The organism is Exiguobacterium sp. UBA1053 (assembly GCF_002316465.1).
GTDB classification, from domain to species: domain Bacteria; phylum Bacillota; class Bacilli; order Exiguobacteriales; family Exiguobacteriaceae; genus Exiguobacterium_A; species Exiguobacterium_A abrahamii.
This window is the reverse complement of the sequence record NZ_DCDO01000013.1, coordinates 850,512-870,757: the sequence shown is the minus strand read 5'-3', so window position 1 is coordinate 870,757 and position 20,246 is coordinate 850,512. Positions and strand designations below refer to the sequence as shown.

The window sequence follows — 20,246 nt, the reverse complement described above, 5'->3', positions numbered from 1 at the left end:
GGATGAATGCCTCCTTCGTGGTATTGTCGTCAAGGATAACGAATATTCAGTCAAAAGAAAAGAACTTTTTCGAAATTCAAAAAAATTGTCGGATAAACAGGTACAGATAAGTGGAGCGGGAATAAAGAGTAGGGAGAGGAGTGGGAAGATGAAGCGAGCTAACTGGAAAGAGGCAGTCGTCTATCAAGTCTACTGGCGTAGCTTTAAGGATTCGAACGGGGATGGGATTGGTGATTTGCGAGGTGTCATCGATAAGCTTGATTACATCACTTCACTTGGTGTCGATGTCGTGTGGTTGAATCCGTGTTATCGTTCCCCGGACGTCGATAACGGCTATGATATTGCCGATTATTACGAGATCATGGAAAAAGCGGGAACGATGGGAGATCTCCAGGAGTTGATCACGGCCGCTCATGCCCGTGGATTAAAGGTCATTCTCGATTTAGTCGTGAACCATACGAGTGACCAGCATGACTGGTTCCGTCAGTCGCGAGAGCGGATTAACGATAAGGATGACTGGTATATCTGGCAGGATGGCACGAAAGAGACGCCTCCGAACAACTGGCGCTCGTACTTTGCGCCAAGCCCATGGACGTGGAGTGAAGAGCGCGGGCAGTATTATTTTCATTCCTTCGCCAAAGAACAGCCCGACTTAAACTGGGAGCACCCAGCTGTGAGGCAAGCGATCTACGATATGATGAACTGGTGGATCGCTCAAGGGATCGACGGCTTCCGGATGGATGTCATCAACTTGATCAAAAAACGGTCGTTCGAGGATGTCGCCAATCCGTTTGATCTATCGTACCTTGGAAATCAGCCAGGCGTGCATGACTTCTTGCAGGAGATGCATGCGAACGTCCTTGCGGGGAAAGAGTTATTCACAGTCGGTGAGATTCCGTTCGTTGGTCCGGAAGACGGGCTGTTATACGTCAGTGAAGATCGAGAAGAACTTCGGACGCTGTTTCACTTCGAAATCGCGGATGACATGGAGGCGATGGATCTCTTACGATTCAAGGAGATTCAAAAACGCTGGTACGACGTCTTATACCCATTAGGTGTCAATTCACAGTTTCTCAACAACCATGATCATACACGACAAGTGACCCGCTTCGGCAGTGAACGGTATCGCGTCGAGAGCGCAAAACTACTCGGTTTGATGTTGCATACGTTACCCGGCATTCCATATGTGTATCAAGGAGAAGAAATCGGAATGACGGGGATTCGTTTCTCGGATCCGTCGCTTTATCAAGACGTCGCCTTTCGAAATCGATACGCGGAGCGCGTCGCTGGTGGAGAGGATCCAGAGGTCGTACTCTCGTCGATGCAGTTACTTGCCCGTGATAACTCCCGCACACCGATGCAGTGGGACGGTACACATGCAGCTGGCTTTACGAGTGGGAAACCATGGTTAGCCGTCAACCCGAATTATACGGACATCAATGTCGCGCAGGCAGAAGCTGATCCATCGTCCGTGCTTGCTTTTTACAAGTCGCTGATTCAGATGCGAAAGCAACATCCGATCATGGTTTACGGCACGTACCGAGACTTAGCACTCCATGATCCGTATCTCTATATTTATGAACGGGAACTAGAGGGAGAGGTCTGGCGGATTGTCCTCAACGTACATGATGAACCGATGCAGACCGCCCTCATTTTACCGCATGAAAAATTGTTCGTATCAAACTATCCGGATAGCCCGGATATCTTGCGTCCCTACGAAGCACGCGTCTATCGTTATTCTGTTGCAGAACAGAATTGAACCACTGGACGAAAAAATGGGGTTAACTCAAAAAAAGAATGACGCGTCTTTTCACGCCCTTTCCTCAGGCGAGACACAAGCCCCGTTTTCCTGCTTCATTCAAGCAGGAAAACGGGGCTTGTTTGTCTCTGAAGCGCATAAATGCGCTTATTCCTGTAGGAATGGCGTGCGACGCGTCATTCTTTTTGTTATGAGATAAGGGTGGCAGATTTTCATTCTGCCACCCTTATCTTTGGAAAGACTGACTTATGATATAGTCCCGTTTTAAGTGTGTGATTTGAATGGAGATGATTTTTTCGTCTGTAAGACCTGAGAGAATCGATCGACAGCTTGGCGCATCTCGTAACTTGGTCCAAGAATGAGGGGACCGTGTCCGACGGCAAGAATATCTGGAGATAGTTCCGTCAGTTGATCAGCCGAACGAAGGGCGACGTCCGGATCCCATGTTGCGAGTGCGGGGAACGGGAATTGCCAACGGACATCACCGGAGACGGCAAGTCCCCCTTGTGTCTGAAAAGCATCCCCAGCGATCAACGTCCGGCTTCCTTCATGCCAAAGCGAGATCGAACCAGGTGTATGACCGGGTGAGGCGATGACACTGAGACTTCCGACTTGTTGACCACTCTCGAGCAATCGATCCGGTCGTGTTTTGATGTTTTTCGGAATACCCCCTTTTAAGGGTGTCGTTTCGCCTTCTCGTAGCGTCTCATCCCCGCTGAGCAATGCAGCATCTCGGTAACTGATACAGACTTGAGCGAGAGGGAAGGCGTTCGCAAGGAAATCCAGTGAGCCGACATGATCGGCGTGCGCATGAGTCAGGATGATTGCACCGAGTGGTTTCTCTTGCTTTCGAATATAGTGATAGAGCGCCTTTGCGTTGATTCCGAGTCCAGCATCAATCAATGTTAAACTGTCTGCTTCTTCAAACAGGTAGCAGTTGACCGGGAAAAAGGATGGGGTCGTCTGCAGTTGGTGTAAACGTTCGATTGTCGTGACGCGCATCGGCTTCACTCCTTCAAAAAATGAATAGTCTTCTTCTTTAGTATCGTCTGTTTTTGAATAGGCGTCTAGACGAATTGTGTGGAAAAAGAGGCATCACCTCTAAAAAGATGATCCCTCCTCTACGAATCATTCAAATGTTACAGCGAAGACGGCACCGGCGTGTGGCGCATCATCTCCGTTTGCAGCCGTCGTGACGAGCAATCGATCTTCATAGAAAATCGGGCACGTCGGATTTGCGACCGGGAAGTCGACATGAGCGAGTTTTTCACCATTCGTAAGATTCCAACGGGTGATGCATGATCCAGCATAATGCGCGATCCAAGCGTGACCTTCCGCGTCCTTCGTCATACCATCCGGGAACCCTTCTTCTTCTTCGAGATCAACGGCGACACGCTTATTCGAAAGTGGTGCGTCCGGAGCGTAGTCAAAGGCATAGACTTTTTTCGTCGGTGTATCGATGTGATAGAGCGTCTTGCCATCTTCTGACCAGACGAGTCCATTGGAGTTCGTCAAGTCTTCATGTAAGACATCAATGGAGCCATCGTGACGCAGACGGAACAATCCAGCGGTCTTACCGTCTTCTTCATTAATGCTACCGGCGACATATTGACCGGTTGGATCAAGCTTTCCGTCATTCATTCGGTCGGAATCGGGTAGCGACAGTTGATGCTCAAGAGACAGGTGTCCTTCTTTGAGATCAAACGTCCCGAATCCGTGTTCAGCCGTGACACGTAATAAATCCGGTGCATCGGTCAAGGCAATCGATGTGATGGCGCTTGGTAACGTGTACGGTTTAAGTGCTTCTGTGACGAGGTCATATGAAAAGAGAAGTTGATTCGGAATATCAACGAAATAAAAGCGCTTTGTTTTTGCGTCGTAAACAGGAGATTCGCCTGTCTTACATGCGACATCAATGAATAGGGAAACGGTCATAAGTACTCTTCCTCCTAAGTGGACACCTTTTACGAGCAGTCCAGATAATAACAATTTAGTATACCTGTTTTGGCGCGCAATCAAACCTGGATCAAACGGCTGGTATACTAAATAAACGTCTAAAAAAATAGCCTGCTATCAAAGCAGACTATCCGTACGAGCGTTATATCAGCGGCTCTTAACGAGCAAGTTGACCGCTTCCTTGACGAGTTCTTCAGTTTGTCCGTCGCCGTTTTGTTCTGCGTCCTTGACGCACTCAATTAGATTCGAACTGACGACGACGCCGATCGTCCGGTCAATCGCAGAACGGGCAGCGGAGAGCTGGGTGATGACATCGCGGCAATCTTGCCCTTCTTCCATCATCCGTAAAATCCCCCGTAGCTGTCCCTCAATCCGACTAACACGGTTCTTCATTTTCCGATCATAATCCATTTTTATTCCTCCGATTCCCGTTGACCTGACGTCATGTAGTATCTTTATGCTATGCCCATTACGGTATAACTGTCAATTCAGCAGAATTTTAAGCTATACTTTTATTAGAATTAGGGAATATGGATGTGGTGAAGATTTTTACTTAGAAAATGAATAAAATAGAAAACGATTTGGTGTCAGCTTGCGTATACTATATGATAAGGCTGACGTCAGAAGGAGGAGAAGGATGCACACTCAATCCGATGAATCGCTTTATCATCTGATGCGTAGCGGTGATGAGCAAGCCCTCGAGACATTGTACGATAAGTACGAGCGGCTGTTATTCTCATTCGCCCATCGCTTTACGAATAATGACCGGTTGTCCGAAGAGGTCATACAAGAAGTGTGGATGAAGATTTGGAATGGTCGTGTTGATTTTGATACACAAAAAGGAAAGTTTTCATCGTGGATTTTAACGATTACACGTAACGCGGCACTGGATTGTCTCCGTCGTGAAAAACGACAACCGACAATCGAAGTCGAGGAGCGCGATGGTGGATACGACGAGCCGGTCGAGCGAACGGTCATGCAGCGGGAAACGGCTGCTGAAGTGCGCGACGCGGTCAGTGAACTGAAGTCAGAGCAGCAAGAGCTGATTGAACTCGTTTACTTCCAGGGTATGACGCAGCAACAGATTTCAGAGCGACTCGATTTACCTCTTGGAACGGTCAAGACGCGAATCAGGAGCGCGATTCAAGCATTACGAAAACGAATGGATGGGAGGGAACGAGATGGAAGAACGTTGTCATGACTTAATCGATTATTTCAATGGAACATTATCCGCAGCAGATCGCGACGCGTTCGAAGCGCATCTTGCGACGTGTGAAGAATGTCGCGAAGCGCTTTTAGAAATGGAAGAACTCATGCTTCCCATCGCTGAATCGCTTCCGGAGAGACCCGTTCCTGCAGGTATGAAAGCACGGATTCTTGGAGAAGTCCTTGGTTCAGCAGAGACGGCGTCTCCTCAGGAAGCACCGATGACTACTCCGGTAGACATCAAACAAGCACGTCAGCAACAAACGAAGAAAAAGAGTGTCCCACTCGGCTGGTTGATGAGTATCGCCGCCGTCTTGATTCTCTCACTTGGTGCGAATGCCTACTTCCTCTCGCAGGAAGAAAATACGGATACACCAGAGACGTTAGCAATGGATGAGATCAAAGGGATGGGGAACTTCGAAAGCACCGAGTCCATTAAAGGATCAAGCATGATTTTCACACAAAACGATAAATCGTACATGCTGGTTCAGTTGAAAGATTTACCGCCGCTTCAAGAAGGGCAACTTTATCAGTTATGGACGATCGAAGGGGAAACACCTACTGCGAACGGTGTCATCGAAAAAGATGGAGAAGCAGCAGCTGTCTTCCCACTTAAAGGAGACGGCAAGGTGGACGCGGTCGCCATCACGGTCGAACCAGAACCGGATTTAGAAAAACCGACGGGCGAAATCGTCGCATCGGTCTCATTATAATCGATAGCTCTAGCGAATCCGTATCTTACGGATTCGCTTTTTTTGTGCAAGGTGCTGAATGGAGTAAGCAAAAGCGTGTTGAAATGATAAGAAATCGAATGAATTTCTAATTTTTACTGAAGAAATGAGACCGAGCAGACGATAGTTAGGAGAATGACAGTCTATTAAGGAGAGGCCTCATACAATGAATGAATGGATCATCTTAACGAAACATTATGAAGTGACACTCGTCGTAGTGTCAGTGCTCGTTGCCATCATCGGATCATATGGTTCACTAGAGTTAAATCGGCGTCTAGCGAAGGCGACTTCCTTGAAGAAGCGTGCCTTGTTCCTCTCATCATTGACGATGGGATTATCAATCTGGGGAATGCATTTCGTCGGGATGGGGGCATTCGCCCTGTCGGTTACGATTCGCTATGATTGGTTTTTAATGTTCTTATCCGTCATTCCTGCCATTTTAGCTGCTTTCATTGCCTTCCATCTCTTGTACTCGTCGACGATTACGAGAAATAAGGTGATTTTAGCGGGGGCACTGATGGGGGGCGGAATCGCCACGATGCATTATCTCGGAATGATGGCGATGCAGTTCGGTGGAACCGTTCGGTATGAGACAGGATTATTCCTCTTATCGGTTCTGATTGCCGTTACCGTCGCTTATATCGCTTTGCTACTGCTCCATCGCTTAAGACATGTCGATCAGAAACAGATCTTGATTCCCATCGCGGTCGTGATGGGGTTTGCCATCTCTTCGATGCATTATGTCGGAATGCTTGGTACATCGTTTTGTATCCCAGCTTCTAATGCCGAGATCATCGGCGACGCTCCAATCACGTCGAATATCTTAAACGAAGTCGCGATCCCCGTCTTCTTGATTGTCATCTTGATTGCTGGGCTCTATATTCACTTGGAACGACGTGCTCTACAAATGATGGCGTATACGGACCATTTGACCGGACTGCATAATCGGAGATGGCTTGACCATCACATGACGAAGGTCGATGCCCATTACGGTCGAGCGAAACAAGAGATGGCGATGGCTTTACTTGATCTTGATGGATACAAGTGGGTCAATGACACATTCGGTTTTGATAAGGGCGATGCGGTCATCCGGCAGTTCGCAGAACGGATGCTAGGGACGTTGAAGGAAGATGAAGCGTGCATTCGCTATAACGGCACCCAGTTCTTCCTCATCAAACGTGTTTCACAAGAAGACATGACAGAGGTCTTCGAACAGATTTTAGAGGACGTGCGTCAACCGATTGCGCTCGAGGATCAGCCGGTTCATTTGACGGCAACGATGGGCGTCATTTTACCGAACACAAAGGAATCGCTTGAAATGCGAATCGGTCAGATGGAAAGTGCGCTACGTGCTGGTAAGAACGAGGGACGTGATCGATTCATCGTGTACGATGATGCGCTACACTCCGATCGCAGGGAGCAATTGATCGTCGGTTCCTTACGCCGGGCGATGACGGATTTCAAGGAGTTCGCTCTCGTCTACCAACCGAAGATCGCACTCGCTACAGGAAAGGTCGATCAGGCGGAAGTCTTGATTCGCTGGAATCATCCGAAGTTTGGTTTCATCTCACCGGCGGAGTTCATCCCGCTTGCTGAAAAATACAGTTTAATTCACCGTTTGACCGAGTGGGTGTTGAAGGAGACCGTCGCACAGATGGAGATTTGGAAGAAGGAAGATTATTTCATTCGTCAAGTCTCTGTCAACTTATCCGCGATGCACTTCCGGTCCGAGTCACATAACGTGATGATTAAAGAGATCGTTCACCATTCCTTAAAGAGTGGAAGCGAGTTACAACTACAGCTCGAAATCACAGAAACATCCGTCATGGAGAATCTCGACCGAGCGATGATGATGCTCGGTGAACTGAAGCAACTCAGTCTGACGATTGCACTCGATGACTTCGGAACGGGTCTATCTTCACTGACACACTTAAAGCATCTCCCGATTGATATCCTGAAGATCGACAAGTCGTTCATCGATGAAGTCCCACATGACGAACGGGGAACAGCGATCACGGAAATGATCATTCAGCTTGCGAAGAGTCTTGGAATCGAAGTCGTCGCGGAAGGTGTCGAGACACTCGAACAGCATCTTTTCTTAAAGCGTCTCGGTTGCGATTATGGTCAAGGTTACTATTACAGTAAGCCGATGCACGTGAAGGATCTAAACCAGCGGACGATCGAAGAAACGGTTCTAAATGTCGGATAAGGCAATCCAAACGTGACTTCCGTTCGTATACTAGATAAGCATGCGAGGATGATGCATGCGACGTCTGGGGGGACGCAAAGCGCTGGAGGTTTTCACCAGCTCGTGCACGATGCAGACAGACATCCAGTACATTCGACTATACTCGATCAACTCAGCTTTCGACGCAGCACCTGTCTGTTCGAACACAAACAAAGGCAACTTCCACGATGGAAGTTGCCTTTTTCATTTTCGCTTATGAACGAACCGTTAGGACGCAGCCTGTTTGATCCGTCACGAGCACATTCGTATTAAAGTATTGTCCATCACTTTTTAGGATGAGCGCTTTTTTCTCCGCGTTGTAATCGAGTGTCATTTCTTGATCGAGGAAATGACTCGACCACCGCTTGACGAGAACGGGACCGACGTTTGAATCAATCGTCATGTCTTCCGGTGTCGCTTCATCGACGATGCGAATACTGAAAATACCAGAGTTTCCGCAACCACAACCCTCTGTATCGTAATAGAGGTGCAGTTGACCGGATACTTCACCGCGTAATTGGCGGATCCGCTCCTGAGCAGACGATGTAAATGTGATATTCATGGTCATTCACTCCTTTCCTTTAGTATACGCCGTTTGAACAAGAAAGGAACGTCACTTGCTCACGCTGACTTGGCGGCGCATCCGGACGAGAAGGAAGATATAACCGGCTAACAATAAGACGACGCTACCGAGAACCGTCGTATCGACGAGACCGTTATCGGACTCGAAATTGATCGCGATATACGCCCAGACGAAGACGAGCGGATAAATCGGATCACGGTTCGCAAACATGAAGAGAAGAGCGACGACGACTCCGACGACGAGCATGATCATCGTCCAGCCTGCATCTCCAATTCCAAGCCAAGATGTCACACCTTCTGCGTTGATCGTCAGGAAGATGTCAGCGATCGTCGCGACCGATACCCAGCCGAGATAAAGCGAGAACGGTAGCTTGAAGCGTAATCCTTTCGTCTCACGATCAATTTTTGAGTAGATGACGATCAATGACAGCAAAAGACCGACGATGACGACGACGGAAACGACGAACAGTTCAAACGTGAAGGAGACGATCCAGCCAGCGTTGAACAGACAGCTGATCAAGAACCACGGTCCGATTTTCTTCGCCAGTTCGTGTTCCTTGAATTTCGGAATCGATTGCAAAATCAACCAGATGAGTAAAATTGTATAAATCAATCCCCAAATCGAAAACGCATACCCAGCCGGTTTGAACAATGTGATGATCGAATCGGAAATTCGTCCTGTCTTTCCACCATCGAGGGCGTTCACGGCAATCGTGAAGATGAAGCCGACCCAGTTGAGCCAAATCCATTTATTAGTTTTCAAACAAAAAACCTCCTTTATTCTCTAAAGAAGGTTTACCCAAAAATCATTTTCATTAGTCATCACGGTCGGCGTGTCGGGTTCAAAAAGGACATACCGATTGCTGGATTCCCTGTATGCGAACCGAGAACCGGCGTTAAGTCATCGATGCGGACACGCACATCGTATTGCGATTCGAGTCGTTGTTTCCACTCGAGTGCCAGTTCATACGCTGTCGCGTGGAATAGTGAAATATCCGTGACCTGCCCCCGTTCAATGATTGCGACAAGATGATCAAAAATCTTTGAATGCGCTTTTTTAAACGTTCGGACGGTTTGGTAAGGCACGATTTTTCCTTCTTCGAAGTGGAACAACGGGCGAAGTTGCAACAAGTTACCGACGAATGCCTTCGTCGAAGAGATGCGTCCGCCCGCTTGTAATTGATCGAGGTTCGCGACCGTGAATTCAATGTGATGGTCGAAACGACGCTCGAGAATGATCTGTTCGACGGATTCGATCGAGTGCCCGGCTTCGACGAGTTCGATCGCTTCTGCTAGAAGTTGACCAGCTGGGTAGATACCGCAACGGGAATCAATCGCAATCAGACGAAAGCCAGCAATCTCTGCCCCTTGAACGGAAGCGTTGTACGTTCCGCTCAGTTCACTCGATAAGTGAACAGCGAAGCCGACATCGTAATCCTCTTTCAACCGTTCATAGTGCTCAGTGAAACTCCCGATCGAAGGTTGGCTCGTCGTTACCTTGTGTTTTGAGTCAATCCAGCTATAGACGGTCTCTGCATCAACGTCGACACCATCGACGAAACTTTCTCCATCCTTCATGACAAGTAAAGGGACGACCGAAAGATCATCGCGCTGAGCGATCGTATCCGGTAAAATCGTTGTACTATCAGTGACCCAAGCGATCCGCATAACAAGTTCCTCCTTAAATTAGTACCTGATATTAATTGTAGGTGTAAGCGTTCTCGCTGTCAAATGAACATTAAAAAAATATTGAACGTTTTAGTTGATTAAATAATGAAATACGCTATAATCGGTACGTGATTAGTAAACTTTTAGTCATCTTATACTAAACTAAGCCGCTGAGAGGAGGACGTCGATTGTACTCAATCGGTCAAAAAATCAAGAACCTCCGTCTTCAAAAGGGATTGACGCAAGAGGAACTAGGGGAAAGAACAGACCTGAGTAAAGGGTACATCTCGCAACTCGAACGGGAACTCAGTTCACCGTCGATCGAGACGCTGTTTCATCTCCTCGAAGTCCTCGGCATCTCACCGAAGGATTTCTTTGATGAGGATACACTCAATCAAAAAGTCATCTACGGTGAAGAGGATGTCACGACGTATGCCGATGAGGAACAGGGGTATCATGTCACATGGCTTATTCCGGAATCGAACGAGAAAGAGATGGAACCAGTCCTATTGACACTCGCGCCAGGGGGAGCATTCAAGACGTATGAGCCATCGGGTGCCGAGACGTTCGTCTATGTGCTCGCAGGAAACGTCACATTGACGCTCGGACGTCAGTCTTTTGTAGCAAAACAAGGAGAGACACTTTACTATAAGGCTTCAGAAATCCATCAACTACGCAATGAGTCAACACAAGAGACGAAGGTCCTCGTGACCGCGACTGACTCATACTTATAAAGGAGGAACTAGATTGGCAGATACTACGATTATTCAATTCAAGGACGTCACGAAACGATACGACGATCAGACCGTCCTCGACCAAGTCAGCTTTGAAATCGAACGCGGAAAGTTCTATACGTTACTCGGACCATCGGGTTGTGGGAAAACGACGATCTTACGACTGATTGCCGGCTTTTCGGAAGCGACAGAAGGGGACATCATCTTCAACGGAAAACGGATCAACGATGTACCGGCGAACAAACGTCAAGTCAATACTGTTTTCCAAGACTATGCACTCTTCCCGCACTTGAACGTCTTCGAAAATATCGCCTTCGGTCTTCGCATCAAGAAGGTGAAAGAAGCAGAAATCGCAAAACGTGTGACGGATGCGTTGAAGTTCGTCAACTTGTCCGGTTATGAAAAACGAGAAATCACCGAGATGTCAGGTGGGCAGCGGCAACGTGTCGCGATTGCCCGGGCAATCGTCAATGAGCCGGAAGTCATCTTGCTCGATGAGCCATTATCAGCGCTCGACTTGAAATTGCGAACAGAGATGCAGTATGAGCTCCGCGACTTGCAACGTCGTCTTGGCATCACGTTCATCTTCGTCACGCACGACCAAGAAGAAGCACTGGCGATGTCAGATGAAATCTTCGTCCTCAATCACGGTGTTATTCAACAATCGGGCACACCGACGGATATCTATGATGAACCGATCAACCGCTTCGTCGCTGACTTCATCGGTGAGTCGAACATCATTCCAGGGCGCATGGTGGAAGACTACCGAGTCTGGTTCGCCGAGAAGGAATTCGAATGTGTCGACCGTGGTCTTGAATTGAACGAACCGGTCGAGATCGTCATCCGTCCCGAGGATCTTGAAATCACGAACGTGACACAGGGGAAACTACAAGTCACCGTCGATTCGCAACTCTTCCGTGGCGTGCACTACGAGATTGCTTGTATGGATGAAGTCGGTAACGAATGGCTCGTCCACAGTACGAAAAAGGCGACGGTTGGTGAGCAGATCGGACTGACATTTGATCCGGAAGCCATTCACGTCATGCGACTGAACGAGACGGAAGAAGAATTCGATAAGCGTCTGGAATCCTACGACGGGGTGTTATGATGCAAAAATCACGTAACTGGTATCTCATCCCGTATCTATTCTGGATTGCTTTGTTCGTCATCGCACCGATCGTACTCGTCGTCTACTATTCATTCCTTGATTTGGACGGCAACTTCTCATTTGAGAACTACCAGAACTTCTTTACGTCGACGTATTTGACGATGACACTCAGCTCGTTCTGGTATGCGTTTTTGATTACGGTGTTTTCGCTCTTGATCGGTTATCCGACCGCTTACTTGTTGACGAAAACGAAGCATAAACAGCTGTGGCTACTTTTGATCATCTTACCGACGTGGATCAACTTGTTGTTGAAAGCTTATGCCTTCATCGGGTTGTTCAGTACGTATGGTCTTGCGAACCAAACGCTTGAAGCGATCGGGATTGGACGACAACAGATTCTCTTTACCGATTTCAGTTTCGTCTTCGTCTCGGTGTACATCTTCATTCCGTTCATGATCCTGCCGATCTTCAACGCGATTGAAAAACTGAGCCCGTCACTCGTCTTCGCTGCACGTGATCTTGGGGCGTCGAACTTCACGACGTTCCGGCGTGTCGTCTTCCCGTTGACGCTCGATGGTGTGAAGTCAGGCTGTCAGCTCGTCTTCATTCCGGCATTATCGCTGTTCATGATTACGCGTCTGATTGCCGGAAACCGCGTCATCACGCTCGGTACAGCGATTGAACAGCAGTTTCTCGTGACACAAAACTGGGGCATGGGAGCGACGATCGCAGTCTTCCTCATCATCGCAATGGCGATCATCCTTGCCTTGACGAGTACGAAACGGAAGAAAGGAGCGACGACTTGATGAAACGTCTGAAACTAGCAAATCTTTATCTGATCGGAGTCTTCATCATTTTGTATGCTCCGATACTCTACTTGGCATTCTATTCGTTCAATAGCGCTGACAATATGACGAATTTCGATTCGTTCACGTGGGATTGGTACAAGGAAGTCTTCCAAGATTCACGCTTGTTGATCATCGTCTTAAACACACTCGTCATCGCCTTGTTGTCAGCTGCGATCTCGACGATCCTTGGCGTATTCGGAGCGATCGGGATTCAAGCCGTCCGCAAGAAACGGGTCGAGACGTCGTTGTTGACGCTAAATAGCATCTTGATCGTCAGTCCGGATGTCATCATCGGGGCATCGTTCTTGATTTTCTTCACGCTACTTGGCATCCAGCTCGGCTTTACGTCGGTCTTACTGTCCCACATCGCATTTTCGGTACCGATCGTCGTCATTCTCGTCTTACCGAAGTTGCAGGAGATGAGCCCAACACTTGTTGATGCAGCGCGTGACTTAGGCGCAAGTCGTTGGGATGTTTTGACGAAAGTTATCTTGCCGTACATTACACCAGGTATCTTTGCTGGATTCTTCACGGCATTGACGTACTCATTGGATGATTTTGCGGTGACGTTCTTCGTGACAGGAAATGGCTTCACAACGTTGTCCGTTGAGATCTACTCACTCGCCCGTCAAGGGATTTCGATGAAGATCAACGCCCTGTCGACTGTCATTTTCTTGTTTACGTTCTTACTCGTCATCGGCTACTACTTCTTGAACCAACGAGCTGCTACGAAGCTTTCGCGACCGGAGGTGAAATGATCGTTGAAAAAATTGATTCAATTGTTCGCCGCGATTTTCTTGATTTCAGGTGTCATCCTGTTCACCTTGAATCAGTTAAATGAGACACAGGGATATTCGGGTAAAAATGTCTTGAACATCTACAACTGGGGCGATTATATCGACCCTGCACTGATCAAACAGTTTGAAAAAGAGAGCGGTATCAAGGTCGTCTATCAAACGTTCGATTCGAACGAAGCGATGCTGACGAAAATCGAGCAGGGAGGAACGACATACGATATCGCCGTTCCGTCCGACTATGCGATTGCGAAGATGATCGATGAGAAGCTCGTCGTTCCGATTGATCATCAAAAAATTCCGAATCTCAAGAACATCGATTCACGCTTTTTAGATTTATCATTCGATCCGAACAATAAGTACTCGATTCCGTATTTCTGGGGAACGGTCGGTATCGTCTACAATAAAGACTTAATTGGTGGGAAGAAACCGACGAGCTGGAAGGATCTCTGGGATCCGAAGCTAAAGAATCAGATTCTACTCGCTGACGGTGCCCGTGAAGTCATGGGGATGAGCTTGAATAGTCTCGGTTATTCGCTGAACGAAACGGACGAGTCGAAACTACAGGAAGCAAAAGCGAACTTGATGCGCCTGACACCAAACGTCAAGGCAATCGTCGGGGACGAGATCAAGTTATTGCTTGCGAACGAAGAAGCAGGGCTCGGTGTCGTCTGGTCGGGTGATGCAAACGAGATCATGAGTGAAAACGAAAATCTCGACTACGTCATTCCAAAAGAAGGATCAAACGTCTGGTTCGATAATATCGTCATTCCAAAGACGGCTAAAAACGTCGAGGGGGCACACAAGTTCATCAACTTCATGCTGCGTCCTGATATTTCAGCGAAAAATGCGGACTACGTCGGCTATTCGACACCAAACAAAGAAGGCTTGAAATTGCTCGACAAATCGGTTCGGACCGATGAGCGATTCTATCCTGATAAACAAGTTACCGATACGCTTGAAGTCTATGAGAACCTCGGAAAAAAGATGCTCGCGCATTACAATGAGTTGTTCTTAGAGTTTAAGATGCATAAGAAATGAGGAAGAACCTAGTGTCAGGCTGAACTGAACCAAAAAAGTTAGACAATAAATAATTTGTCAGGCGACCTTGAGGACCTGAGTCCGGTATTCCACCGGGCTCAGGTTTTTTAGTTGTCTCTTGATACGACGATGGTTATAGTACTCGATGTAACGCCCAAGCTCATATTTGAAGTGATCCATGTCATCGAACTCCTTGAGATACAGGAGCTCTGACTTGAGCACGGCGAAGAAGCTTTCGATGGCTGCGTTGTCGAGACAGTTGCCCTTACGGGACATACTTTGCGTGATGCCATGTTCGTGGAGCGTACCAGTGAACGCTCTGTATTGATAATGCCACCCCTGATCGGAATGAAGGATTGGGCGTGCCTCTCCGTCGAGCTTCGCGATTGCCTGGTCCAACATTTCGCCAACGAATCGATATGTAGGGCGGTCCGATAGGGTATAGGCAATGATTTCACGGTTTCCCAAGTCCATCATCGGCGAGAGGTAGATCTTCTCCCCGAACAGGTGAAATTCAGTGACGTCAGTCACCCATTTCTGGTTCAGACCGGTGGCCTTGAAGTCACGTTTGAGAAGATTCGGTGCGACCTCTCCGACCCGTCCTTTATAGGAACGGTATCGCTTCATGCGGACGAGACATTTAAGACCGAGCTCGTTCATGAGACGGCGCACGGTCTTCGGATCGTGCCGGAAGCCCTGGCGTTCGAGAAGTGCGTGGATGCGACGATAGCCACATCGTCCCTCGTGTTCGTGGAAGAGGGTATGGATGGCCGACTTCACCTCCGCGTACTTGTCTTCGCCCGTCAGGCGCGTCCGCCAATAGTAGTAGACACTCCGAGCCATCTCGAGCACGCGGAGGAGTCCCGGGACGGGATAGACCGCCCGCAACTCATCGATTACTTGCGCCTTGATCCGGTTCGTCGCGCATTCTCTTCTTGAACCAAGGCTCTCAATTTTTTTAGCGCAGCGTTCTCCATCTCGAGATACTCGACCCGCTCCTTGAGTTTCTCGACTTCTGTCATCTCTTCAAAATCTTTCTTCTTGCGTCTCGCCATCGGGGCACGTCCTTTCGGTCTAGCGACCAGACCTGCGGTCCCTTCCCGTTCATACGTCGATCGCCAGTTCGAGATCATCCCCGGGGAGGAAATTCGATATTTTACGGCTACCTCTATGTAGGACAGTCCGTTGGTCGCCATGTCGTTTAATACCTCCAGTTTAAATGCCGGCGAGTGTGTTGTATAGGAAGGATCGAAGATCGTCTCTCCCCAACGCTTATAAAGACGCGACCACTCACGGACTCGTTCAGGTCGTATCCCGAATTCCTCCGCCATAATCTGGTATCCGTCTCGTCCCGTCAGATAACGTTCAACGACCTTGATCTTAAATGCCTTCGTATATTTGACCATAAAAAACACCCCATAAAAGTTGGATTTTTATGTCCAACTTTTATGGGGCAGTTCAAGGCGACACTAGGTTCTTTTTTTATTTCTCATCAAAAAAATAAATATAAGTTCCCAGAAAAAAACTATAAAAACTGAATAATTTTTTGAAATAGGGGAATGAGTTTATTATCAACGCCATTTATAGGCGCAGAGGAGGATATCATCATGAAACAAGTCTTAGGAATCATCTTAACTGCCGCACTCACTGTCAGCATCGTGTCAGGCACTTCATATAACCAACCGGTCGAAGCAACAAAACAGACAGACGTCAAATGGCTGCAAGAAATTCAAACACAAGCGAAACAAGCACGTTCACTCGATGGAAAAGTTGTTCTTGAAAAAACAACACTTGCCCAAGTACATAAAGCCTATAAGGGGGAAAAGAACTCGAATTGGTGTCAAAGCGGAAATGGTCTTGCCTCAGCGGATCGCGCTCTTCATTACTGCTCCACGTATGGGGTGAAGGACACAAAAGCAAAAGTTAGTGCAATCGTCTATGATCCGAAGCAGGTCAAGCGGACTGTGACGGTCAAGGAAGTCAAAAAAGCGTATCCGACAGCGAAACTCGATAAAACATTCAACGTCATGACTGTTTCCTCAAAACAGGTCAACATTTATCTAAATTTGAATTCCGACCGTACACAAGTCATGTCAATTCTAGTAAAATATAACTAATGAAAAAGGATGACCGATTCGGCCATCCTTTTTATTTAATCGTTTTATAGAGTGGTACGAGATGCGAATAGGTATTTCGAATCATATCGAGTAATTCTTCGCGTGACAGGTGATGCACTTGTTCTGCCGGAATATGACGACCAACAAGGAATTCTGCCTTTTTGACGTCGTGGAAACGTTGTAATCCTTTTTCGATATCCGTCTCATGAACGGAGACGGCGTCTTTTTTCATATGATCGTATGAGACGACGAAATCATCCGGAAGGGATGTCAGCAGTTCTGTATGCTGTAACAGTTTCGATGCGTATTGTTGTTTATTCGGTAACTCGTAGATATAGGCAAGCCAAATGAACAGATGATCATCAAACAGACCGACTTGGAAATGCGGATGTTTTTTGTATCCACGTTTATCGGGTGAGAATGCCATCCATGTATCCTTCGGAGGGTTGACCTTCCGACGTGCATGTTGCGCGATGTGAACATGGACATCTTCTGCTGTTGCGACCGTTAAGTCAGGTGCGACTTCCTGACCAATGTCTCGAAAGACCGGCTGGATGCGTTCGCGAATCGCTTCCATCCGTGGTTCTAGTCCATCGATCTGAAATGTATCAAATGCGTGTTGCGTGAATGTATTTGTCATAAAAAAATCACCTCGCGTCAATTGTATCAAAGGAGACCATCGAAGTTCGACTTTTTGCTCGAAAAGTAGAATAATGGGCATATCGATTTCCAGTAATATACAACTACATAACTTAAAGGAAGGGGAATGTTTTGTGCGTCGTTTTCAACAATATCTCCTTCGAAGCTGGGTCGTTTTTTTCGTAATCGTCATAGGCATCGATCTTTTTGCGAAGTCGAGGGATTATAGTCTCAGCGTCGATTTGTTTACGTTCTTATTGATTGCCGCCTTATCGACGATTTTCGTCGTCGATCCTGTCCGTCGTCGTCATATGAGTTTTACTTTCCATTTTGGATTCGTCCTCTTTACATTCTTGACGTATGGATTATTATCAGCGATTTGTGTCGGGCAATTGACGATGCTCATCTATCAGTTGCGAACGATTCATACACCAATCGGACGTCGGCGGATGTTACATAACTATCCCTTCAACGTCGCACTCGAATTGTTTTTAATCGTTCCAGCAGGTCTTGCCTATAATGCACTCGGCGGAACACATGGCGAAGCATTCGTGCTGACAGAAAACATCGTACCGTTACTGGCGATGGTTGCGATTCTCTGGATCGTCCTCTTATTGCAATACCAGTTATCCCGATTTCTTCTTGGAGAAAACATTCCAAGTGACGTCATGTTCCAACTGCTACGTTTCGAAGCGGTCGTCATCACAGCAGAATTGTTATACGGAATCTTCAGCACACTCGTCGTTCAAGGGAACGGGAATAGCGGACTCGTCATGGCGGCGTTTGCCTTATTCATCATCAAGCGTGCACTGGGAAGTTCCGTTGAAGCAACAGACCGGATCGAACATTGGGAGCAGATCGAGCGATTGAAAGAGGCGGCTTGGAAAGACGGTGATGCCCAGTTCATCATCGAGCGGTATTTACGACAGCTCAATCAATTCGTCAAACCGGATATCGCTTGGATTAAGTTTGATTTCAAAGAAGGAAAGCAAAGCGTGTACTATTCGTTGAAGGACGGACGAAAGTTAAAAGCCGATCATGTCGAAGGGCGAATCATTGAAGACATCATCGAAAAAGAAGAAGTCCTTCTTTACGGGATGCAACAGGAGTGGGATATTCGTCTTTACGATAGCTTGCCGGAAGAGACACAGTCGGTCCTCTTCATTCAACCGGAAGCGACGGAGACGATCAACTGCTCGTTGCTCCTTGCCTCGAACGCAAGTGGTGAATTCACGCAGGATTTTGGATATGAGCTATACCGTGCCCTTCGTGTCCTGTCGTGGGCAGTGGAACGGGCACACGAGCGAGAACGCTTGTTGACCGATAGCAGGACGGATGCGATGACGAAATTACCGAACTATCGTGCCCTTCAAGAGTGGGGCGATCGTCGTATTAAACAACGCGACCTTTATCCGTTCTCAGCCTTAATGATCGACTTAGATCACTTCAAACAAATCAATGATACGTATGGTCATGAAGTCGGAGACGTCGTCTTATTTGAAGTGGCGAAGTTATTGATGCAAGCAACACGCATCACGGATCTTGTCGCGCGTTACGGGGGAGAGGAGTTCGTCATCTTACTACCGAATACGGATCTTGATTCAGCCCAAATCGTCGCAGAACGAATCCGCGAGACGTTGCATGCGAATCCGATCTTAGTCGAAGGGCATACGCTCCGGATCACGGCTAGCATCGGCATCGATACATTAAAGGAACTTGGTGATCTCGCGAGTTTGATTCGAAATGCCGACCGTGCGATGTACGTCGGAGCGAAGTTCCAAGGGCGCGACCGTGTCGCATCGTATCAGGAGTGGAAAGAGAAGGTCATTTAAATCAAGTAGAAGAAGGTAGCAGAGACGCTATCTTCTTTTTTGATGTAAAAAATCCTCCCAGTTCGGATGAACGAGAAGGATCGAAAAAGAATAAGTTCATTGTGCTTGTTGTTTGCTGAGACGAATCTCGTTTTCGATTGCATGGATCGCGGCTGACCAAGAACCATAGCGATGAAGTAAGGCTTTCGTCGATGGTTTGTTGTTCCGTTTCGCCCATTCCCGGTATGCTTCAAAAGAGAGGGCAAAGCCAACTTCCTCGATTGCTTGACGCAGAGAAGCAGCAAGTTCAGCTTTCGAATAAGTGACGCTTGCTTCAAGTCCTGCAGCGGTACACGCATCGTGCCACGAACCGAACATCTTGACGATGTGATAGTGACTCGGTGCATGATGGACAGATTTACGCCACATCTGGTACTTCTTAAGTGTGATCGTAGAGCCGACGTCTTGTGCGTACCGTTCGAATGACTTTAAGATTTCGTCTTTCGTATATTTCGGTGCCCGCTCAAGCTCCTCTGGCTGTTGATCGACATTCCACTCGTATCCAGCGGCAGACAAGGCTTCTGGCCACGAACCAAATTGACGGATGATGTTTTCTGGCTGAGGCCAGTCATTCACTAAAGCATAACGGCGATAGACAGTACGGCGTGGACGGTCCTGGATGAGTTCACCGACCGCACGGATGGCTTCAATCATCTCAAGCTGCTCTTCTGTATAACTCTGTTGACTCGTAAGTACACGTTGCTTCATGAGTGAGTCCTCCTTCCTAGTTCGATGTAGTATTGAGGCAAAAGTCCTCTGTATTAGATATATCGGTACATTTCCATTAATTATGAATAATTCCCGCAAAATATTGTAAATAAAGTGAATCGGATTCTTTGCTTAGTATAAATGGAAGTCATGGAAATGAAAACAGAATGACACGAAATTTTAATTCTATTCAGAAAAATAGGACAAACGGCTCATATGGAAAAAAAGACCAGACACGCTCGTCAGCGAATCTGGTC

21 protein-coding genes are annotated in these 20,246 nt (G+C 47.5%); 11 read left to right on the top strand and 10 right to left on the bottom strand.

Annotated features, from left to right (window positions below; genetic code table 11):
• Positions 1-148: 148 nt before the first annotated feature.
• Complete coding sequence (locus B3G15_RS12125) at positions 149-1,759, top strand: alpha-glucosidase (RefSeq protein ID WP_290721342.1); 1,611 nt, start codon at positions 149-151, stop codon at positions 1,757-1,759.
• 264 nt (positions 1,760-2,023) lie between these two features.
• On the opposite strand, the gene B3G15_RS12120 is transcribed toward B3G15_RS12125, so the two are convergent.
• The 3 genes from B3G15_RS12120 to B3G15_RS12110 form a co-directional block, all read right to left on the bottom strand.
• Positions 2,024-2,761, bottom strand: a complete 738-nt coding sequence (locus tag B3G15_RS12120) for an MBL fold metallo-hydrolase (RefSeq protein WP_149427826.1) — start codon at positions 2,759-2,761, stop codon at positions 2,024-2,026.
• Positions 2,762-2,887: 126 nt separating this feature from the next.
• Positions 2,888-3,694 carry an SMP-30/gluconolactonase/LRE family protein gene (locus B3G15_RS12115; protein WP_214858296.1) on the bottom strand — a complete coding sequence of 269 codons (807 nt, stop codon included), beginning with the start codon at positions 3,692-3,694 and terminating at the stop codon, positions 2,888-2,890.
• A gap of 168 nt (positions 3,695-3,862) precedes the next feature.
• Positions 3,863-4,126 carry a metal-sensitive transcriptional regulator gene (locus B3G15_RS12110; RefSeq protein ID WP_023469359.1) on the bottom strand — a complete coding sequence of 88 codons (264 nt, stop codon included), beginning with the start codon at positions 4,124-4,126 and terminating at the stop codon, positions 3,863-3,865.
• Positions 4,127-4,352: 226 nt separating this feature from the next.
• Here B3G15_RS12110 and B3G15_RS12105 point away from each other — a divergent pair, with 226 nt between their 5' ends.
• From B3G15_RS12105 to B3G15_RS12095, 3 genes are all read left to right on the top strand, one after another.
• Positions 4,353-4,916 carry an RNA polymerase sigma factor gene (locus B3G15_RS12105; RefSeq protein ID WP_290721335.1) on the top strand — a complete coding sequence of 188 codons (564 nt, stop codon included), beginning with the start codon at positions 4,353-4,355 and terminating at the stop codon, positions 4,914-4,916.
• The gene (locus B3G15_RS12100) at positions 4,897-5,634 is read left to right on the top strand and encodes an anti-sigma factor (protein WP_290721332.1); all 738 of its coding nucleotides are present in this window, start codon (positions 4,897-4,899) and stop codon (positions 5,632-5,634) included. The genes B3G15_RS12105 and B3G15_RS12100 overlap by 20 nt, the downstream gene beginning before the upstream one ends.
• 184 nt (positions 5,635-5,818) lie before the next feature.
• Entirely contained in the window at positions 5,819-7,861 is a 2,043-nt protein-coding gene (locus B3G15_RS12095; protein ID WP_290721329.1) for a bifunctional diguanylate cyclase/phosphodiesterase, read from the top strand.
• A gap of 232 nt (positions 7,862-8,093) precedes the next feature.
• Here B3G15_RS12095 and B3G15_RS12090 read toward each other — a convergent pair whose 3' ends face one another.
• The 3 genes from B3G15_RS12090 to B3G15_RS12080 are packed head-to-tail and all read right to left on the bottom strand — an operon-like array spanning position 8,094 to position 10,129.
• A complete protein-coding gene (locus B3G15_RS12090; RefSeq protein ID WP_290721326.1) occupies positions 8,094-8,441 on the bottom strand; it encodes an iron-sulfur cluster biosynthesis family protein in 348 nt (115 codons plus the stop codon).
• A gap of 51 nt (positions 8,442-8,492) precedes the next feature.
• Positions 8,493-9,224 carry a hypothetical protein gene (locus B3G15_RS12085; RefSeq protein ID WP_050678116.1) on the bottom strand — a complete coding sequence of 244 codons (732 nt, stop codon included), beginning with the start codon at positions 9,222-9,224 and terminating at the stop codon, positions 8,493-8,495.
• 59 nt (positions 9,225-9,283) lie between these two features.
• Positions 9,284-10,129: a DegV family protein gene (locus B3G15_RS12080; protein WP_290721323.1), complete on the bottom strand. Its 846-nt coding sequence runs from the start codon at positions 10,127-10,129 to the stop codon at positions 9,284-9,286.
• A 188-nt stretch (positions 10,130-10,317) separates the two neighbouring features.
• On the opposite strand from B3G15_RS12080, the gene B3G15_RS12075 reads away from it, so the two are divergent.
• Genes B3G15_RS12075 through B3G15_RS12055 form a run of 5 tightly spaced genes read left to right on the top strand, consistent with a single transcriptional unit; the run spans position 10,318 to position 14,654 of the window.
• Positions 10,318-10,863, top strand: coding sequence for a helix-turn-helix domain-containing protein (locus B3G15_RS12075; protein WP_064299356.1), 546 nt, complete (start codon positions 10,318-10,320; stop codon positions 10,861-10,863).
• A gap of 13 nt (positions 10,864-10,876) precedes the next feature.
• Entirely contained in the window at positions 10,877-11,971 is a 1,095-nt protein-coding gene (locus B3G15_RS12070; protein ID WP_023469351.1) for an ABC transporter ATP-binding protein, read from the top strand.
• Positions 11,968-12,777, top strand: a complete 810-nt coding sequence (locus B3G15_RS12065; RefSeq protein WP_029342588.1) for an ABC transporter permease — start codon at positions 11,968-11,970, stop codon at positions 12,775-12,777. Before B3G15_RS12070 ends, B3G15_RS12065 begins: the two co-directional genes overlap by 4 nt.
• Positions 12,777-13,577 carry an ABC transporter permease gene (locus B3G15_RS12060; RefSeq protein ID WP_290721317.1) on the top strand — a complete coding sequence of 267 codons (801 nt, stop codon included), beginning with the start codon at positions 12,777-12,779 and terminating at the stop codon, positions 13,575-13,577. The genes B3G15_RS12065 and B3G15_RS12060 overlap by 1 nt, the downstream gene beginning before the upstream one ends.
• A 3-nt stretch (positions 13,578-13,580) precedes the next feature.
• Positions 13,581-14,654, top strand: a complete 1,074-nt coding sequence (locus B3G15_RS12055; protein ID WP_290721314.1) for an ABC transporter substrate-binding protein — start codon at positions 13,581-13,583, stop codon at positions 14,652-14,654.
• Between the two features lie 57 nt (positions 14,655-14,711).
• Here the strand turns inward: B3G15_RS12055 and B3G15_RS16005 are convergent, their stop codons facing one another.
• Together B3G15_RS16005 and B3G15_RS16000 are read right to left on the bottom strand one after the other, a co-directional pair.
• Positions 14,712-15,542, bottom strand: a complete 831-nt coding sequence (locus B3G15_RS16005; RefSeq protein WP_414651121.1) for an IS3 family transposase — start codon at positions 15,540-15,542, stop codon at positions 14,712-14,714.
• Between the two features lie 8 nt (positions 15,543-15,550).
• Positions 15,551-16,060 (bottom strand): helix-turn-helix domain-containing protein, encoded by a 510-nt coding sequence (locus B3G15_RS16000; RefSeq protein ID WP_414651120.1) that lies wholly within the window; start codon positions 16,058-16,060, stop codon positions 15,551-15,553.
• A 201-nt stretch (positions 16,061-16,261) separates the two neighbouring features.
• Between B3G15_RS16000 and B3G15_RS12045 the strand changes: the two genes are divergently transcribed.
• Positions 16,262-16,771, top strand: a complete 510-nt coding sequence (locus B3G15_RS12045) for a hypothetical protein (RefSeq protein ID WP_064299358.1) — start codon at positions 16,262-16,264, stop codon at positions 16,769-16,771.
• Positions 16,772-16,802: 31 nt separating this feature from the next.
• Here B3G15_RS12045 and B3G15_RS12040 read toward each other — a convergent pair whose 3' ends face one another.
• Positions 16,803-17,411 carry a YktB family protein gene (locus B3G15_RS12040; protein ID WP_064299359.1) on the bottom strand — a complete coding sequence of 203 codons (609 nt, stop codon included), beginning with the start codon at positions 17,409-17,411 and terminating at the stop codon, positions 16,803-16,805.
• Positions 17,412-17,544: 133 nt separating this feature from the next.
• On the opposite strand from B3G15_RS12040, the gene B3G15_RS12035 reads away from it, so the two are divergent.
• The gene (locus tag B3G15_RS12035) at positions 17,545-19,242 is read left to right on the top strand and encodes a GGDEF domain-containing protein (protein WP_064299360.1); all 1,698 of its coding nucleotides are present in this window, start codon (positions 17,545-17,547) and stop codon (positions 19,240-19,242) included.
• Positions 19,243-19,338: 96 nt separating this feature from the next.
• On the opposite strand, the gene B3G15_RS12030 is transcribed toward B3G15_RS12035, so the two are convergent.
• On the bottom strand, positions 19,339-19,989 hold the full coding sequence (locus B3G15_RS12030; RefSeq protein ID WP_047393045.1) for a homing endonuclease associated repeat-containing protein: 651 nt from the start codon (positions 19,987-19,989) through the stop codon (positions 19,339-19,341).
• Positions 19,990-20,246: the final 257 nt, after the last annotated feature.

What these genes read in the sequence shown, in the direction of transcription:
- B3G15_RS12125 (WP_290721342.1), top strand. Translation starts at nt 149, where the DNA reads ATGAAGCGAGCTAACTGGAAAGAGGCAGTCGTCTATCAAGTCTACTGG.
- B3G15_RS12120 (WP_149427826.1), bottom strand. Translation starts at nt 2,761, where the DNA reads ATGCGCGTCACGACAATCGAACGTTTACACCAACTGCAGACGACCCCA.
- B3G15_RS12115 (WP_214858296.1), bottom strand. Translation starts at nt 3,694, where the DNA reads ATGACCGTTTCCCTATTCATTGATGTCGCATGTAAGACAGGCGAATCT.
- B3G15_RS12110 (WP_023469359.1), bottom strand. Translation starts at nt 4,126, where the DNA reads ATGGATTATGATCGGAAAATGAAGAACCGTGTTAGTCGGATTGAGGGA.
- B3G15_RS12105 (WP_290721335.1), top strand. Translation starts at nt 4,353, where the DNA reads ATGCACACTCAATCCGATGAATCGCTTTATCATCTGATGCGTAGCGGT.
- B3G15_RS12100 (WP_290721332.1), top strand. Translation starts at nt 4,897, where the DNA reads ATGGAAGAACGTTGTCATGACTTAATCGATTATTTCAATGGAACATTA.
- B3G15_RS12095 (WP_290721329.1), top strand. Translation starts at nt 5,819, where the DNA reads ATGAATGAATGGATCATCTTAACGAAACATTATGAAGTGACACTCGTC.
- B3G15_RS12090 (WP_290721326.1), bottom strand. Translation starts at nt 8,441, where the DNA reads ATGAATATCACATTTACATCGTCTGCTCAGGAGCGGATCCGCCAATTA.
- B3G15_RS12080 (WP_290721323.1), bottom strand. Translation starts at nt 10,129, where the DNA reads ATGCGGATCGCTTGGGTCACTGATAGTACAACGATTTTACCGGATACG.
- B3G15_RS12065 (WP_029342588.1), top strand. Translation starts at nt 11,968, where the DNA reads ATGATGCAAAAATCACGTAACTGGTATCTCATCCCGTATCTATTCTGG.
- B3G15_RS12060 (WP_290721317.1), top strand. Translation starts at nt 12,777, where the DNA reads ATGAAACGTCTGAAACTAGCAAATCTTTATCTGATCGGAGTCTTCATC.
- B3G15_RS16000 (WP_414651120.1), bottom strand. Translation starts at nt 16,060, where the DNA reads ATGGTCAAATATACGAAGGCATTTAAGATCAAGGTCGTTGAACGTTAT.
- B3G15_RS12045 (WP_064299358.1), top strand. Translation starts at nt 16,262, where the DNA reads ATGAAACAAGTCTTAGGAATCATCTTAACTGCCGCACTCACTGTCAGC.
- B3G15_RS12040 (WP_064299359.1), bottom strand. Translation starts at nt 17,411, where the DNA reads ATGACAAATACATTCACGCAACACGCATTTGATACATTTCAGATCGAT.
- B3G15_RS12030 (WP_047393045.1), bottom strand. Translation starts at nt 19,989, where the DNA reads ATGAAGCAACGTGTACTTACGAGTCAACAGAGTTATACAGAAGAGCAG.